The following is a 17575-nucleotide window of genomic DNA, read 5'->3' on the forward strand; positions in this document are numbered from 1 at the left end:
AAATCAGTGTCACCACTCACATAGACTGTAATTTCCTTAGTGGTTTCCCCTGGGGCAAACTCAACTGTACCTGATGGTAATGGATTTCCATAAGTCAAAAGCAGTTGTACATCACCACCGGGATTTCCAAAGCTAAAGCCAAAAATGAACTCAGTGTTATCAATACCATCCAAGGTTGTTATTTGTCCTCCCAGGGCAAATTGTTGACCACTCTTGGCATTGAGGGCATTGACTAAACTTGAATTCAAGTCGATTGTGACTGTTGTATAACTATCTCCTGCGGAGAAATCCCTGGAACCATAAACTGTGCCATCACCTAGGTCGTTGTAGATACTAGTTAAGCCGTAACCACCTGCTCTGAGGGTACTTACCGGGGTGGTAACATCTCTTAACTCATAGGTCTCACTTGAATCATTTGAACTGTAGACGTAGGTTTGGATTTGTAATTGGGCAGCCGTCACTGGAGTTGTAAAGGTGGGTAGGTCAAAGGCTATCCAGTTACGGAAGTATCCGTCCGCATCATAAGTTTCACCTACAATATAGTTTGTATTACCCTCATCGTGCCATCCCGTGCTATCATACCATCCTGTATCTATGGCATTGATGATGCTGGCATTGGTGGTAGGAGTGATTGTTGGACTGGATGTGGGGCTGAAATCAACACCAGCAGGATTGATACCTGAGCCGATAATTTCCCAGTTGACCTCACTCACAGACTCGATGTACTCAAATACCCGGCTATTTCCGTAGGTAGCTAGGGCTGTTTCTATGGGGGTTGTTTCTGGTAGTTGCCATATTTCTACCTCTGGGAGATTAATGATTTGTGTCTTGACTACTCCCAGGCTATTTTTAATTTCATCGATTTGGGTGGTGGTGGATTGTGGGTTTAACTTGACTATCAGTCGATCAGCAGTATTGATAAATGCCGGAATAAGGCTAAAGTCAGCAGCATCAGCCGCACCGGAAAGGGTCACCGCCCAGTTGACGCTACTTGTACCTGTGGTGTCGCCGCTACGGGTGACGGTGAAGGTAAAGGGGGTTGTGCCTGTGTCGCCTTCTCCTTGCACTGCGTCAAGAGGGGCAATGTCTAAGGTAGGAGGTGGTGCATCATCATTAAGAATGGTTCCCTCTGCAGTGTCCGTGTTGATGATGGCGTCCGTAGCATCAGATAAGGTCACGCTGAATCCTTCATCACCTTCAAAATCAGTGTCACCACTCACATAGACTGTAATTTCCTTAGTGGTTTCCCCTGGCGCAAACTCAACTGTACCTGATGGTAGTGTTGTGGTGGTTGCCAGCAAGGCATTATAAACATTCAGTCGCCCCCCAGATACCGTAATCCCATTTAGAGTCTCAGTGGGGTCTACTGTCTGCAGTAACACGTCTTTCACCTGCTCGGCTGTCCAGGTGGGATTTTCTGACCATAGTAGTGCTGCGGCTCCCGCAACGTGGGGAGATGCCATGGAAGTTCCAGAATAGCTAGCGTAACCATTTCCGGGAACTGTGCTGTAAATATCTGAACCCGGCGCACCTAAATCTACTGTGGTCAGCCCATAGTTGGAGAACCATGATAGACCATCTGTGTGTGTGGTGGAAGCAACGGAGATGATATTGTCTAAATTGTAGCTTGCCGGATAGCTGGGGCTACTGTCGTTATTATTAGACTCATTTCCCGCCGCTGCAATGAATAATGACCCTGCGTCCCCAGCGGCTGCAATGGCATCGTATAGTGCTTGGCTGTAACCGCCACCTCCCCAGGAGTTGTTTGTCAGTTTTACCCCCTGGGCTGTGGCATAGTCCACTGCCAAAATTGCATCAGAAGTCCAACCAGAACCCGTGTCGTCTAGGAACTTTAAGGGCATAATCTTGGCGTTCCAAGCAACTCCTGTGACTCCCACCGCGTTATTACCTTTACCCGCAATGGTTCCAGATACATGAGTTCCATGTCCTTGTACATCCATGGGGTTGTTGTCGTTATAGGCAAAGTCCCAACCCCTGATGTCGTCTATGTAGCCGTTCCCGTCATCATCTATACCATTGCCAGCAATTTCTCCGGTGTTTGTCCAAATGTTCCCCACTAAGTCCGGGTGGGTATAATCTACTCCGGTGTCAATTACACCAATTACTAAGTCGGGGTTACCAGTTTGAATGTCCCAGGCTTCTGGGGCGTCGATGTCTACATCTGGGGTGCCCCCTGTTTGTCCTGTGTTATGTAGTCCCCACAGGAGGTTAAAGCTGGGGTCGTTGGGAATGGTGGCGGCGGTGGTGACAATATAATCAGGCTCAATGTATTTAAATACTTGACTCCTACCGTAGGTGGATAGGGCTGTTTCTACGGAGGTTGTCCCTGATAGTTGCCAAATTTCTGCCCCGGTGAGTCTGATGTTTTGTGTCTTGAGTACTCCCAAGCTATTTTTAATTTCATTGGCTTGGGTGCTGGTAACTTCTGGGTTGAATTTAACTATCAGTCGATTGGGTGCATAAGGCGATGATGGCGTGGTTGTGTCGCTTTGGCTGTTTGGTGCATAAGGCCTTGATGGTGTGGTTGTCTCCCTTTGGCTGTTGTTAATGGACGGAGTGAGGCTAAAGTCAGCAGCATCAGCCGTACCGGAAAGGGTCACCGCCCAGTTGACGGTACTTGTAGCTGTGGTGTCGCCGCTACGGGTGACGGTGAAGGTAAAGGGGGTGAGTCCTTCATTGCCTTCTGCTTGCACTGCGTCAAGAGGGGCAATGTCTAGGGTAGGTGGCACATCATCATTGAGAATAATTCCCTCTGCGGTGTCTGTGTTGATGATGGCATCCACAGCATCAGATAAGGTCACGCTGAATCCTTCATCAGCTTCATAACTAATGTCACCATTGACGTAGACTGTAATTTCTCGGTAGTTAGTGGTATCCCATGGTTCAAAGGTGAGAGTACCCCGTGGGAATACTCCCAAATCAAAGTCATCAGCAGTAGCAGGGTTGTCACCCGTACCTGTCACCGCCCAGTTGACGGTACTTGTAACTGTGGTGTCGCCGCTACGGGTGACGGTGAAGGTGAAGGGGGTTGTGCCTGTGTTACCTTCTGCTTGCACTGCGTCAAGAGGGGCAATGTCTAGTACTGCTACATTTTCATAAATTCTCAAATTACGGAATTGACCATTACCAGTAGGTGATGTTACATCATGGTCGTTGCTAAGGACGAAGTACTGAAAGTCACCTGTAAAGAAATTTCCCACTGGAATCTGGTAAGTCTGCCAACCGGAACCCGTGACGTAGTTATCAAAGTCTCTCAATCCCACATTCTGGGTTCCACTGAGTTTGAATAGCCAACTCGTGCTCAGTACATTATCATTATCAAACCCAAGTCCGTGAATTTCTCCCTCGATGGTGCTTTGGAAGTCAAATTCTAGGATCGTATCTGTGGTAATAGTGTAGTTAACGCCAAAGTCGAGTTTTTTCCAAGTGTTACCTTTGAGTTCTAATTGGGTTTGATTGTTTGTAATATTGAACTGACCGTTTCTATCTTCCGTAGCGTAGGAGGAAAGAGGGTACAGTACGCTATCACCGTTGATTTGTACAAAGAGTTTGTCAGTTTGAGTCATTTTACTTGATCATTAAATTATTTAACTCGGACGACAAAAATTAAATTACTTTAATCCTTGTCGCGCACATTTAGACCTTGAATGCTGCTTGCGGCTATTTCGGAGCAAAAAAAATAATTAATTTTTGTATCCACCCGCGCCGGTAAAAAGATGTTTGGCAGTGTACATTTATATCCACCCCAAACAATAGATTAAGGACTATTTCCTGATATTAACGGTATGGGTTACCAAACATATTTAGGTAACTAAATAATCATCTTAACCTAAAAATATGTATTTACACATTTAAATTTTTTATGTTTAATAACGTTAATACAATAGTGATTTAAGTTGACTATGTAAGGATACAATGGCAAATAGTATACAAAAAACTACATGATAATATCTTATGTTAATTATGTTTAACTTACTTGCTTGTGTGCAGTTTGCTGGGTGGGGAGTGTTTTCACTGCTCCTGGCCGAAGTATTCAGAGATAGTTATCATGTTTTGTGTCACCAGGTGAAATGGTTAGCTAAATGGCACAATAAGCATCATCAAGTATATCGGCGGGATTTGTCTATAGTCTCCCTACAAGCTTACCAGGATTCCCAACTGTATCATGATGTAGTTGAGTCCGGTTTACTAGTGGTGGTTTTAACAATCATTGCCTTACTGGTTAACCACATGGGGTTATGGCTGGGAGTAGTCTATGGCTGTACTTTCTTGTATGGCGCTTCTGTGCGATATTTTTCTGGTAAAATCGATACAGACTACAACCACTTACCTGGACCTTTACAAATCATCCCTTCTGTGTGGTGGGTCAATCGTTCTTACCATTGGCGACATCATTTTGATGATGTCAATGCTTACTACAGTGGTGTATTTCCTCTAGTGGATAAAATACTGGGTACAGGACTATCCCTGAAAGGTAAAACCGTCGCTTTAACAGGAGCATCCGGCGCTCTGGGTCAAGCATTAGCAGCAGAACTACTCAAGCATAATGCTAAAGTAGTCGCCTTAACCACCAACCCGGAAAAATTAGCACCCCAGAGTAATTTAAAGGTGCTTTCCTGGGAATTGGGGAATGAAGAGCAACTGCGGGAGAGTCTCCAGAAAATTGATATTTTGATTATTAATCACGGTGTGAATGTCTACAACAATCGCACACCTGATGCGATCGCCACCTCCTATGAGGTGAACACTTTTTCCGCAGTGCGACTGATAGATATATTTCTAACTACAGTCACCGGACCCCAAGACAAAGCCACCAAGGAAATTTGGGTTAATACTTCCGAAGCTGAAGTTTCCCCCGCTTTCAGTCCCCTGTATGAACTGAGTAAACGCACATTAGGGAATATTGTTACCCTCAAGCGTTTAGATGGAAGTTGTGTAATTCGTAAGTTAATATTGGGTCCGTTCAAAAGTTCACTAAATCCCTATGGAGTCATGTCAGCCCAGCAGGTGGCTCGTGGTATATTGTTTTTAGCACGGCGAGACTACCGCAACATTATTGTCACTATCAATCCTCTGACCTATTTGCTGTTTCCTCTCAAGGAAGCAACTACATGGTTTTACTACCGGGTTTTTAGTAAGATGACTCAGAATTAGGCACATACAAATCATAGTGGGTCACTGACTCTGCATTGACCCCGATGAAGCGCGCTGTAACTCCTAAACCCCAGCGATCGCAAAAACAGTAATTAAAGAGGTAAAAATGTCCCCAAATGTGCGATTTAAAATTCCCCATCAAAAGTTAATCATATTAGTGGTAGGTGCCACGGTAATCACATCGGGAATTGCTATTTATGGACTATCCCAGTTTAATTTAAGTAGTGAAAATACCGTAGCAGTAGAAAATCAGCCAACTGCAACCAGAGTTACCGCATTAGGAAGACTAGAACCAGAAACAGAAGTAATTAGCCTATCAGCACCACTACAATTAGATGGCGATCGCATAGCTGAGATTTTAGTACAGGAAGGGGAGCCAGTCAAATCTGGGCAAGTAGTAGCAATTCTCGACTCAAGAACCCGTCTGCAAACTGCTGTAGTCCAAGCAGAAAAACAGCTCAGAGTTGCTGTTGCTAAACTAGCTCAAATTCAAGCTGGGGCTAAAACTGGAGAAATTCAGGCGCAACAAGCAACAATTGAACGTTTACAAGCTGAGTTAGAAACAGACATCATCGCCCAGCAAGAAGCGATCGCCCGCATAGAAGCACAATGGCTAGGGGAAAGGATAGCACAAGAGGCGACAATTAACAAACTGCAAGCAGAACTGAATAACGCCCAAGGGGAATATCAACGTTATCAGCAACTATCTGCTCAGGGAGTAATTTCTCATTCTTTATTTGACAATAAACGCTTAAGTTTAGACATCGCACAACAGCAACTAAAACAAGCGCAAGCAGTTCTCAATCGCATTAACTCCACAGCGAGCAGAGAATTAAACCAAGCGCAAGTCGCGCTCAAGCGCATCAACTCCACCGGGAATAAACAAATCACACAAGCAAAAGCCAGACTCAACAGTATTGCTGAAATTCGCCCCGTAGATATAGAACTAGCCAAAAGTGAAATTGAGAATGCAACCGCCGTACTCAAACAAATAAAAACCGACTTAGAATCTGCCTATATTAAAGCACCAATAGAGGGAAAAATCCTCAAAATTCACGCTCGCAAGGGCGAAAAAATTGGGGATGATGGAATCGCGCAACTAGCACAAACCCAGCAAATGATTGCTATAGCAGAAGTGTATCAAACCGATATTAGTAAAATTCAACTAGGACAATCAGCAGTAGTTACCAGTCAAGCATTTAATGGTGAATTGCAAGGAACAGTTTCTCAAATTGGTTTACAGGTAAATAGACAAAATGTATTTAGCAACCAACCAGGGGAAAACCTAGATAGTCGAGTCATTGAGGTAAGAATTCGCCTAGATCCCACAGACAGTAAAAAAGTAGCGGGATTAACTAACTTACAAGTGCAAACAGCCATTGAATTATAAGAGGATGTTTTATAAGTTTTCAACAGGTAATTTTTATCTTAGGGAACAGGGAACAGGGATTAGGGAACAGGGAACAGGGATTAGAGAACAGGGAACAGGGATTAGGGAACAGGGAACAGGGAACACACCGGAAGAAACAAAATCAAGTCCCATTCCCTTGTGAAGGGAATGGGGAGGGTGGGGGTAAAACAATATTTGATACACTAATCATACCTTTTAAAACATCCTCTAACACTCATTTGACTTCTATTTGATTTTTGAACAAGACTCAGTACAAATGGCAATTCTTCTTACCTGTTCCCTGTTCCCTGTTCCCTGTTCCCTACCTAGACAAATCAATTCAGAAACCAAACCGGATTTCTATATGTTTTTCAAATTCTTACATAAAACCCCCCTTGCATGGCGACAGTTAATGAAAGAAAAAACTCGTTTACTAGTCGCCGTCGCAGGTATTACATTTGCTGATATGCTGATGTTTATTCAGCTAGGGTTTGAAAGTGCGCTATTTGACGCAGCTACCAAACCGCATCGGAACCTACAAGCAGATTTAGTTTTAATTAATCCCCAATTTCAAACTTTATTTTCAGTCAAAAGCTTTTCTAGAGAAAGACTTTATCAAACATTGGGTTATGAGGGTGTACAATCAGTAAATTCTGTTTATATTGGCACCGGACAATGGCGCAATCCCCAAACACGTCTGGATCGTGCTATTTTAGTTTGGGGTATTGACCCTGTAGCACCGGCGTTTAAATTTCCCGCAGTACAACAAAATCAGCATCATCTCAAGGCATTGTATCAAGTTCTGTTTGATCAAGATGGTCGTCCAGAATATGGCGCAGTGGGTGATATTTTTGCAACCACAGGTAAGTTTAACACAGAACTCAATAATCAAGCCATCAGTGTTCGGGGGTTATTTAATAATGGTGCTTCCTTTGCTGCGGATGGGAATGTCATTACCAGTGACTCTACCTTTTTACAACTCTTCCCCGAACGCCAAAGAGATAAGATAGAGGTAGGATTAATTACACTTAAGCCCAGTGTAAATATTGAGAAAATGCGATCGCAACTAGCCGCCGGCTTACCCAATGATATTAGCGTATTAACCATAGCAGATTTCGCCCAAATAGAACAGACTTACTGGGCCGAGAGTACTGGGATTGGTTTCATTTTTGGTTTAGGTGTGGTCGTGGGGTTTATTGTCGGTATAGTCATTGTCTACCAGATTCTTTACTCTGATGTCTCCGAACACCTACCAGAATACGCCACCCTCAAAGCCATTGGATATACTGATGGCTATCTGTTGGGGGTTTTGCTACAAGAAGCGTTATTTTTAGCTGTTTTGGGTTATATACCCGCTTTGTTCCTGTCATTTGGATTATATCAGTTAACCTACGCCGCCACCATGCTACCCATAACTATGAAGGTAGAACGAGCCATAACTGTATTTATTCTCACAGTCATCATGTGTAGTATTTCCGGTGCGATCGCCATAGGTAAACTACGTAAAGCTGACCCAGCTGATGTTTTCTAATTCCCAGCAGTTGTGAGTTTATGAAAGTCCCACCCTTGAGTAGTATTCTAAAAACATAAATTAAATTACCTTAGGGGGATGTATCCTATGACAATTTGGGTAAACGAGCAAATTGATCCTTCCGGTATGATTCACGCTTGTATTGCTTGTTGTGATGAATCCCAAGCCAAACACTGTCATCAATCCTTTGAAGAAAATTTGACTGATAGCCAAAAATTAGCCGGTTGGGTAGCACAATTGCGAATAGTTAACTCTTGGGATGAAGTCCCAGTTAATGCGCTCAAACTTAATTAGACACCAGTCTTCTATAAAGGTCATACCTTTGAGGTTTTGACCTTTATTTTTCTACCAGGGGGGGAATTTTCCCTTATATACAGCGCATTTTATCTGAGTAGGTACAAGGGCGGGCAGGATGCGCACCCCACAAGATTTATGATCTTAAAGTGTGTACTTTATTTACTTGAGAAGTGCTGTAAGTATTAAATGTATGATAATTTATACGTATCACCTAATAAACCATAAACATTAGACTCACAAAATCAGCACTCATACACAACAAATTTTAAGAAACATCAATAATTATGCAAATTTCATGAGTTTTATGAACTTTTAAGAGTTATCATCATAGCAATAGTTTAATGTAAAACTTGCGAAACCCGAATTAATATAGTGAACTATTCCCCAGTTTACACTATGGCTAACGCCACGCGATCGCTATCGGAGCAAACCTGTCCTATTAATTTAGTTGGCGAAACAGGACAAGCAGTGCAGATTTCTATTCATCCCCCCAGCCATTATATCTGTGCCAACTGCGAACAGATATTACCAGACTGGAAAAATCAAGCTTGTATATGGGTCGTAATTGTTTTACAGCAATCACGTTATCAACTAGTAAAAAGAACCACCGCAATAGAATTAGAGAAAGAACGCTTACGAGAAAAGTTTATGCGGTTTGGTTGCGATTTAGCATTTAAACTCAGAGATTGCGGCTATTTAACAGACCTGATTGATCCTCGCACTGGCTATCCTTTACTGTCACGTCCGGGAAAAATTCCCCACAATGACACAGCAGTAGTGCAAGCTTTGCTCAACTATCCAGTCATGAAAAACAAATGTCGTGTACTGATTCATCCCCTATGGGGTGCAGCAGTTTATCCGAGTATTTTAATATCAGCTGCACCCCCAAGAATTATCGCCACTTTTACTAAAGAGATTGCACCCTTACACGGTTGGAATTGAATTTAAATCAAATATCAAGGGAACAGGGAACAGGGAACACCGGAACAGGGAATGGGGAATGGGAAATAGGGAACACCGGAACAGGGAATGGGGAATAGGGAACACCGGAACAGGGAATGGGGAGCTTGGTGTGCAACTTTATTTATTAGACACAAACCAAAGGCTTTACCTGAATGTTGGGATTAATTAAATATTTCTCCCTCGGTGTCGTGGTTGAGCATTAATAGGGATGAGAATTTGGTTAAGCCTACGTAATTGCTCTGATGTTCCCAGGCAAATTAGTGTATCTCCAGGTAATAAAATAGTATCCCCAGTCGGACCGCCAATCAGACTACCATCAGTGCGGCGAATGGCAATCACTAAAGCCCCAGATTGTGATCGCAACCTTGTTTCTTTTAAACTCTGACCCACCAGAGGACATACCAGGGGGTCTACTAGAAACTGTTCCATATAAAACTGGCGGTCTGCACTAGAGATAAAACCATCCACAAAATCCAACACCTGCGGTCTTAAGGCCGCCGCCGCCATCCGCTTACCACCAGTAATATAAGGTGAAACCACGATATCTGCCCCGCCGCGTTGTATTTTTTTTGCCGATTCCTCCGTACTAGCCCGGGCGATCGCTCTAATTTTCGGATTCAGTGTTTTTGCAGTCAATACAGTATATAAATTTTCAGCATCAGAAGGTAAAGCCGCCACAATACAAACCGCTCGGTCTACCCCCACCCTCAAGAGGGTATCATCCAAAGTGACATCGCCCTGGTATGCTATGTAATTTTGTGCTTGTGCCTGTTCTACAGATTCTAAATCCGAATCAACCACCACAAAAGGTGCGCCTTCGGCCTGAAATTCCTTAGCAATTTGACGGCCAGTGCGACTAAATCCACAGATGATATAATGTTGTGTCAGGGTTTCCATTAACCTTCTCTGCTGCCGTAATCTCATTCCTTCTTGAAAGTAGCCTTGAATCACGGCTTCTGTAAATCTATTGATCATGTAACCAATAGTGACTACACCCAACAAAATCAAGGCAATTGTAAATAATCGTCCTTGTCTACTCAAGGGATTAGTCTCCCCAAACCCCACAGTAGTTAAGGTAATCACTGTCATATAAGCCGCTTCTTCCCATGACCACCCCTCCATGAACTTGTACCATAAAGTACCGGTGAGAAAAACGCCCCCCAGGGAAATAGTCCCCAGGGTAAGTTCTTGTTGGAGTCTTCGGTATTTTTTCTCAAGTGTGGAATACAAAGTTATTTTACCGTTACCATTATTTGGCAGAATATTTAACCGTTAACCTAGAAAAAAGTATCAGATTTAATAAATAAAATGTTATTTTTAATAATTTCTAGCAAACTAGTAAGTGACTATTAAAATTAAAGAGATATCAGGAGGCGCGGCCGTGAGTATCGAAACTCTCATTGAGCAAGCTACCATCCCCCCAACATCAAATTCTATGTCATCCAGCCCTTTTGACCCTGATAGCTTCAATGAAGCTGTTATGTCAACCTATGCTCGGTTCCCCCTAGCTTTAGATCGGGGTGCAGGTTGTCGGGTTTGGGATACCCAGGGACGTGAATATCTGGACTTTGTGGCCGGAATAGCCACTTGCACCCTGGGACACGCCCACCCGGCTATGGTAGAGGCGGTAACGCGCCAAATCCAAAAGCTGCACCATGTTTCTAATTTGTACTATATTCCCGAACAAGGTCAATTAGCCCAATGGATAGTTGAACACTCCTGTGCAGACCGGGTATTTTTCTGTAATTCCGGTGCTGAAGCTAACGAAGCAGCCATTAAACTAGCCCGCAAATATGCTCACACGGTTCTAGAAATTGACAAACCGATTATCCTCACAGCCAATGCTAGTTTCCACGGTCGCACTTTGGCCACAATCACCGCCACCGGACAACCGAAGTATCAAAAATACTTTGATCCTTTAGTCCCCGGCTTTGAATATGTTCCCTATAACGATGTTAGTGCCTTTGAGGCAGCAATTAGTGAGTTAGATGAAGGTGATTATCGTGTCGCCGCAATTCTAATTGAACCCTTGCAAGGAGAGGGTGGTGTCCGCCCAGGGGATCTGGCTTATTTCCAAAAGCTACGGCGACTTTGTGATGAAACTGGTATTTTGTTGATCTTCGACGAAGTGCAAGTTGGTATGGGACGCACCGGTAAGTTATGGGGTTATGAATATCTGGGCGTAGAACCAGATATCTTTACCAGTGCGAAAGGTTTGGGTGGCGGTATCCCCATTGGGGCGATGATGAGTAAGAAGTTCTGCGATGTTTTTCAACCAGGAGAACACGCCAGTACTTTTGGCGGTAACCCCTTTGTTTGTGGCGTGGCCTTGGCTGTCTGTCAGACTTTGGAAAAAGAAAATATTTTGCAGAATGTGGAAGCCAGGGGTACTCAGTTACGTGATGGATTAAACGCGATCGCCGCTAAATATCCCCATGTGATTTCTGAAGTCCGCGGTTGGGGTTTAATCAATGGTATGGAGTTACAAGCAGATATTGCGCTCACCGCCGCTGATATTGTGCAGGTGGCTATAGATCAGGGTCTGTTGTTAGTACCCGCAGGTCCCAAGGTTGTCCGGTTTGTACCCCCGTTGATTGTCACTGAGGCGGAAATCAATTTGGCTTTACAAGCTGTCAAAGAAGCGATCGCTTCTTTGACAGCTTAGTTGTATATCCTCAGCGAGGATGGGTTGTACCTGTCTCTCGCTGTTCCACCCAGGAAAGAGGCAGAAGATGTAAAAATATGTTAATTTTCTACGGGGTGCTGCCCATAATATGGTTGAGCATCGAACCAATGGGGATGTTTACCTTCTTGCCAATCTAAATAAGCCAATTCCAAAATACTGCCTACAGTTATAGCCAAGTTAGATGTAGCTTTAATTAGTTTATATTCACTTTGCCAGTTAGCTAAGGTTTCTTGCCATGCTTCCGGTGTGAATACAGTATCCGGTAATAAGGCTCTGATGCTCGACTTATCAGGGGATGGTTCATATATCCCACCAAACACTTTTCCCCTTTGTGCTGGCATTTCTACGGCTATTACCCCCGATTTTTCCCGGTTTTGAGGTTTTTTAGCCCAAGCCAATGCCGCTAAGGTAGAAATCGTAAATACAGGGATATTTAATTGTTGTCCTAAGGTGCGAGCAATGACAAGGCCTATCCTGGTTCCGGTAAAACCACCAGGACCTTTAGCTACAGCAATAAATCCTAACTCTTCCCAAGTGTGGGGCTTAATAAATTCTACTAAGTATTGATGGACGTAACTAGATAAATCACGCCCCAAATCCCAAGTATGAGCACGACTTTCACTATTAAAATCACTGATAGCCAAACCCAGTGAGGGAGTGGTTGTGTGTAGGGATAATGCGTATGGTTTGGCTCCAAGGTCTTCTAGTTGTTCAATCACGGCTAATTACAATGGTATATTCCACAGTCATTTAACCTCTATGTTAGATGCACATCACACTTACAAAGCAACTGAGTACATTAAACGATAAGAATCCATACAGGAGGAAACATCGCCCTGATTTTTGCCCAAACGGCTACCTGCGTCACTCAGTAGTAGCCGCTTTCAATGATAATTGTATTGGCTCAGGTTGGTACTAGTTCTCCAGGACGCAATTTTGACCACTTACCCACTTCCTGCTTAAAGCTCAAACAACCCACCACGTCCCACTCCATTTCAATGATATCTTGGCTGGTACGAATGTTGACGTTGATGGAAGGTTCACTCGGAGCAAAGGTGGGATTTTCAGTTAGGTGCGGCTGTTGGTGCTGTGTTTCTACCGCGTGGTAGGTTTGACAGCGGTCTACGTAGTGGCAGTTCACACAAATACACATAATCGAACTGACTCCAAAAACCTATTTTACTGTTAATGTTAATGTAACTTAAGCCCAAGTTGTATTCACTAGTTGTTGGGTTGATTTTTATGACAATCCACAGTTTGAGAAATCTCACTCTAGTTACCGAAAATTGCCCTTTTAACTGGCAACTTCTCCCTCCATCTGCTTATATGGTAGGTGGTGCAGTGCGTGATGCCCTGTTGAGTAAGACTCGTGAATATTTGGATCTCGATTTTATTATTCCCTCTCAGGCGGTGCTGTTAGCTCACACCATCGCCCGCCATTATCATGCTGGTTTTGTGCTACTCGACCCCGAAAGGCAAATCGCTCGGGTGGTATTTCCCAACGCTACAGCCGATTTTGCCCAACAGGAAGGAGATAGTTTAGAGGCAGATTTATCAAGAAGAGATTTTACCATTAATGCGATCGCCTATCATCCCCATACCCAAACCATCTTCGACCCCTTACACGGTTATGATGATTTACAACGGGGTATATTACGCATGGTATCACCAGCTAACCTCAAAGATGACCCCCTGCGATTAATGCGGGCATATCGTCAAGCTGCCCAACTTGGTTTTACCATTGAACCGACTACTCAGGCAACTATTACCACCCTAGCACCACAGATCACACAAGTCGCCCCGGAACGAGTACGGGGAGAAATTGCTTATTTATTAGCAAATCCTCAAGGGACATTTTGGCTAGTTAAAGCCGCGTCACATCATTTACTTGCGCCTTTCTTTCCCCATGCTACCCCCGAAAGTTGGCAAAAATTGGCAACAATAGACACAGTAGCTGATTTGATTGCTCAACATTGGCCACAATTAGATGTAAAATTACAGCAGCATATCCGGGATACAGTCAAAACTACTTGGTTAGGCATTGCTAAACTCGCTTGTCTAGTTCACCCTGACCCAGAAGTTGCTAAAATCCAACTCCAAGCACTCACTTACAGCCGTGCTGAAATTCAGGCTGTGACCACCGCCCTAAAGCTGTTTCCCCTACTCAAATCCCCTCATATGTCTGTGAGAGAACAATATTTTTTCTTCCAAGAGGCGGGAAATGTATTTGCGGCTACAATAATCTTAGCCTTAATAAATAATAATTTGGTATCGGCGACCTCAGTCCACAAGTCGCTACGCGCCTATGCACCATTAATCAGCCGGTACCTGAACCCTGATGACCTGGTTGCCCATCCCACTAAATTAGTGAGTGGCGATGAGTTAATCATAGCACTAAATATTCCCCCTTCCCCAAAATTAGGCGAATTATTAACAGAAATTGCCATTGCACAAGCTGAGGGAAAAGTTTCTACCCCAGAAGATGCGATCGCCTTCGGGCAGCAGTTATTATTAAATATAGACTGAAGGTGATTTTTCATCCTCAAGATTATCATGGTCAAAATATCAATTCCTTCTCGACACCAGAAGGAAAACTAGACCCTAACAACCAGAATCTAGCTGATTTAGAAAACCATACACCAACATTAATCACCCATCAGGAATTTAGTCCGATTATCTTTTCATCCTCATATCACCAGGCGAAATCACGTCATAATTCTCAATCAACTTTAGTAATAAATAACTTACCAGCTGATATCATCCGAACTTTCCTGACTAATTTACATCAACAATCACATAGCAAATACCAGTTAGAAATTTTACCTCTTGCTATATCTGTAAATAATCGTCTAGTAGTACAAAGTACCTTAGTCCGGGGTTATGAAGATGGTCTTAATCCAGTAGACTTAGAGAATTGGCAAATACCCTATGAAGTAGTTTTACAAGCTCTAGACATTCAAACCTCTCAACTACCAGATGGTCAATTAGAACTGCGATCAGCTCATTTTATCCTGGGAATCAATCCCAAAGAACTTACTCTAGACCCAGAATTGGGACGAGTGATCAAAATTAAAGATATACAAGAATTATTTGATGTCGTAGTCAAATTTGAGATTAACAGTTATACATTGCTCATTCAAGCTCCCTGGTTAGATCAAACACCTTCTCAAATAACCAGGAAAAAACCCGAAATAATCACATTAGATGGATTACCAAAAGTCAAAAGTCCACTATTTAGCTTTAGTCATCTTTTACACGATATACAGTTCAATAGTTCTCATAACCATACCATTCAAAGTTCAGCTAGTTTTCAAGCCATTGGTACAGCTTTTCAGGGAGGATGGAGCTTAGGAGTTCAACAAGGAAATATACTAGAAAACCCAAAATTCCAAATTAATTCCTTTCAATGGGTTAATTCAGATGCACACCAAGACTACATTGTAGGACAGCAACAAACATTGTGGCCCAGGACATTCTTTCAGCAATACTGGGGAGTGTCATTAGTCCAGCGCCATGGTTACACCTTGTCACCTACCCAAAGCACTAATATAGAGCAACGCAACCAAGCTGCTGACGTTAAACGTACCATTCAGGGAAAAGCCGAACCCGGAACTTTTGTCGTCCTCCGTCCCCAGAGTGACACTAAAAATATCTTAGGTGAAATATTAGTAGATGAAACTGGTATTTATCGCTTTCCTGATGTCAGTAGTGGGGTGTTTGTGATTGAAAAATATCCCCGTGGAAGATTAACAGCACAACCCCAAGTTAAAGTAATTAATTTAGCTTTTACACCAGGACAATTATCTTCTGGGACAAGTTCCTCTGTATTTTCTGCTGGTTGGTTATATCAACCCCCATTCCCCCAAACTTCCGAAATTATCGGCAATTTTTCTAATTTTCAAGCTGGAATAAAAAAAAAGTGGGGAGTTTCCGAAAGTCTCACATTAGGAATAGGTGCATTTTATCATGGCAATATTAATGCTATTGGTGAGCTATTTTTTCATCCTCAAAATGTCCCTTTAAGTGTTTATTTGAGTGCGAATACCCAAGACAGAATCAAATATCCCTCAAATCGTGGCAGCAATATTTATACCCGCATTAAATATCGCATTTCTAACAACACACAAATCAACTTAAATGGAGATTTATACTCACAGACATTAAATTTTAACCATCAATTAAATTTGAATCAAAGTACAACTATGCAGTTGTTTAGCAACATTCAAAATACAGGAACTGGTAGTTTACAAATTAGTTTGCGCCAAAATGATGATAATTTCAATACACAGATATCATTAGACAAAAATCAGAACTTAAATTTTAATAATACCTTGAATTTAGCCAAAGCATATAAAAACTTTATTTTTACCTTCCGTACTAATTTATCGGGAATAGATGCTGAAATTAAATACAATTTACCAAAAGCTAATACTGGGGTGGCGACTAATCAAATCGCATTGAGATATCAAGGTTATCAAAAAAACTATGATATTTTGACAAATCCCATTCCCCAATTTCCAAGAAATTTCTTAGAATTATCTTGGCAATATGCTCAGAAAAATGGATTACAGTGGCGAATAGGATCCGGTCTGAGTAACGATGGCTCAGGGATAAATGCTACATTGTCTATACCGATGCTTTCAGGATTAAACCTGTCTGCACGATACCAATCAATATCTCAATTTTCCCATGGGTCTTCCTTTCAAATTCAAATTAATAGTAGCTTTAACCTCCAACAAGGTTTCAGAACTATTAACCAGAAATTGGCTACACAAGGGTTATTTATTCAACCCTTCCTTGATAAAAACAGTAATCACAAACTAGACCAAGGAGATGAGATAATTACTGAGGACTTAGAAGAACTCTTATTGATTAATCATCAAAGCATTAGTCAATATCAATCGGAGTGGGAACATGATGGTATTCGTATATCCTTACCACCCGGTAATTATCGCCTCGATTTAAATACTACCGGTTTTCCCCCACAGGCGCAAACATTAGTTCCTTCCTATGCGATCGAAATTGCTCCCGGTAGTTTTACCACTCTTCCTATTCCATTTAGTCTAACTCATCCCGTTGAGAGTATAGTAAATTACATACAAAACTAGCCCATTACTCGATCATATATAGAACAGTCATCCGGTTCACTTTTAATTGGCATAACATGGGCTGAAAACAGACAAGTTTGCCTCAGTCTCCCTGGTAAATGGCATTAGGTCAAGATGTTAGCAATAAATCCTATGAATTACCTCTGAAATATCACAATTATCCTATTTTATCGACTTTAAATAAATTAAGTCAGTTGCTATCAAATCCGGGTTAACTATAGGTTAAACTGTGTTTATGGGGGCTATTATATGTCAAGTGCATATTAACTATTAAATGGGTGGTTCTGATGTCTGTGGCTTGTATACAACCTCACGTAAATCTATCCTTACGAAATCGAGGCAATATTATAGCTGTTATGCCCTGGCTGCGGTGTCCTCATGAGTTAATTAACACAGATGTCGGAGTACTTGTGGGAAGGGAAAGT

At 42.5% G+C, this 17575-nt stretch carries 12 protein-coding genes; 8 read left to right on the forward strand and 4 right to left on the reverse strand.

Annotated features, from left to right (window positions below; genetic code table 11):
* On the reverse strand, positions 1-3587 hold a 3587-nt coding region (locus PN457_RS17260; RefSeq protein ID WP_271734785.1), incomplete at its 3' end, for a S8 family serine peptidase.
* A 397-nt stretch (positions 3588-3984) separates the two neighbouring features.
* Between PN457_RS17260 and PN457_RS17265 the strand changes: the two genes are divergently transcribed.
* The 5 genes from PN457_RS17265 to PN457_RS17285 all read left to right on the forward strand — a co-directional run bounded on the left by PN457_RS17265 (position 3985) and on the right by PN457_RS17285 (position 9335).
* Positions 3985-5175, forward strand: coding sequence for a bifunctional sterol desaturase/short chain dehydrogenase (locus tag PN457_RS17265; protein WP_271734787.1), 1191 nt, complete (start codon positions 3985-3987; stop codon positions 5173-5175).
* A gap of 106 nt (positions 5176-5281) precedes the next feature.
* Positions 5282-6565 carry an ABC exporter membrane fusion protein gene (locus PN457_RS17270; RefSeq protein WP_271734788.1) on the forward strand — a complete coding sequence of 428 codons (1284 nt, stop codon included), beginning with the start codon at positions 5282-5284 and terminating at the stop codon, positions 6563-6565.
* A 364-nt stretch (positions 6566-6929) separates the two neighbouring features.
* Positions 6930-8096, forward strand: a complete 1167-nt coding sequence (devC, locus tag PN457_RS17275) for an ABC transporter permease DevC (RefSeq protein WP_271734789.1) — start codon at positions 6930-6932, stop codon at positions 8094-8096.
* An 87-nt stretch (positions 8097-8183) separates the two neighbouring features.
* Positions 8184-8390: a glycogen debranching protein gene (locus PN457_RS17280; RefSeq protein WP_200986888.1), complete on the forward strand. Its 207-nt coding sequence runs from the start codon at positions 8184-8186 to the stop codon at positions 8388-8390.
* 372 nt (positions 8391-8762) lie between these two features.
* Positions 8763-9335, forward strand: a complete 573-nt coding sequence (locus tag PN457_RS17285) for a methylmalonic aciduria and homocystinuria type D protein (RefSeq protein ID WP_271734961.1) — start codon at positions 8763-8765, stop codon at positions 9333-9335.
* Between the two features lie 186 nt (positions 9336-9521).
* Here PN457_RS17285 and PN457_RS17290 read toward each other — a convergent pair whose 3' ends face one another.
* Complete coding sequence (locus tag PN457_RS17290) at positions 9522-10586, reverse strand: potassium channel family protein (protein WP_271734792.1); 1065 nt, start codon at positions 10584-10586, stop codon at positions 9522-9524.
* A 151-nt stretch (positions 10587-10737) separates the two neighbouring features.
* Here PN457_RS17290 and PN457_RS17295 point away from each other — a divergent pair, with 151 nt between their 5' ends.
* The gene (locus PN457_RS17295; protein WP_271734962.1) at positions 10738-12021 is read left to right on the forward strand and encodes an aspartate aminotransferase family protein; all 1284 of its coding nucleotides are present in this window, start codon (positions 10738-10740) and stop codon (positions 12019-12021) included.
* Positions 12022-12101: 80 nt separating this feature from the next.
* Here PN457_RS17295 and tsaB read toward each other — a convergent pair whose 3' ends face one another.
* Positions 12102-12761: a tRNA (adenosine(37)-N6)-threonylcarbamoyltransferase complex dimerization subunit type 1 TsaB gene (gene tsaB, locus PN457_RS17300; protein ID WP_271734794.1), complete on the reverse strand. Its 660-nt coding sequence runs from the start codon at positions 12759-12761 to the stop codon at positions 12102-12104.
* A gap of 185 nt (positions 12762-12946) precedes the next feature.
* On the reverse strand, positions 12947-13195 hold the full coding sequence (locus PN457_RS17305) for a Ycf34 family protein (protein ID WP_271734796.1): 249 nt from the start codon (positions 13193-13195) through the stop codon (positions 12947-12949).
* An 89-nt stretch (positions 13196-13284) separates the two neighbouring features.
* On the opposite strand from PN457_RS17305, the gene PN457_RS17310 reads away from it, so the two are divergent.
* Entirely contained in the window at positions 13285-14568 is a 1284-nt protein-coding gene (locus tag PN457_RS17310) for a CCA tRNA nucleotidyltransferase (protein ID WP_271734797.1), read from the forward strand.
* Positions 14569-14570: 2 nt separating this feature from the next.
* Positions 14571-17150, forward strand: a complete 2580-nt coding sequence (locus tag PN457_RS17315) for a hypothetical protein (protein WP_271734798.1) — start codon at positions 14571-14573, stop codon at positions 17148-17150.
* The last annotated feature ends 425 nt before the right edge of the window (positions 17151-17575 follow it).

Source organism: Anabaenopsis arnoldii (assembly GCF_028331025.1).
Taxonomy (GTDB): Bacteria; Cyanobacteriota; Cyanobacteriia; order Cyanobacteriales; family Nostocaceae; genus Anabaenopsis; species Anabaenopsis arnoldii.

What these genes read in the sequence shown, in the direction of transcription:
- PN457_RS17265 (WP_271734787.1), top strand. Translation starts at nt 3,985, where the DNA reads ATGTTTAACTTACTTGCTTGTGTGCAGTTTGCTGGGTGGGGAGTGTTT.
- PN457_RS17270 (WP_271734788.1), top strand. Translation starts at nt 5,282, where the DNA reads ATGTCCCCAAATGTGCGATTTAAAATTCCCCATCAAAAGTTAATCATA.
- devC (WP_271734789.1), top strand. Translation starts at nt 6,930, where the DNA reads ATGTTTTTCAAATTCTTACATAAAACCCCCCTTGCATGGCGACAGTTA.
- PN457_RS17280 (WP_200986888.1), top strand. Translation starts at nt 8,184, where the DNA reads ATGACAATTTGGGTAAACGAGCAAATTGATCCTTCCGGTATGATTCAC.
- PN457_RS17305 (WP_271734796.1), bottom strand. Translation starts at nt 13,195, where the DNA reads ATGTGTATTTGTGTGAACTGCCACTACGTAGACCGCTGTCAAACCTAC.
- PN457_RS17310 (WP_271734797.1), top strand. Translation starts at nt 13,285, where the DNA reads ATGACAATCCACAGTTTGAGAAATCTCACTCTAGTTACCGAAAATTGC.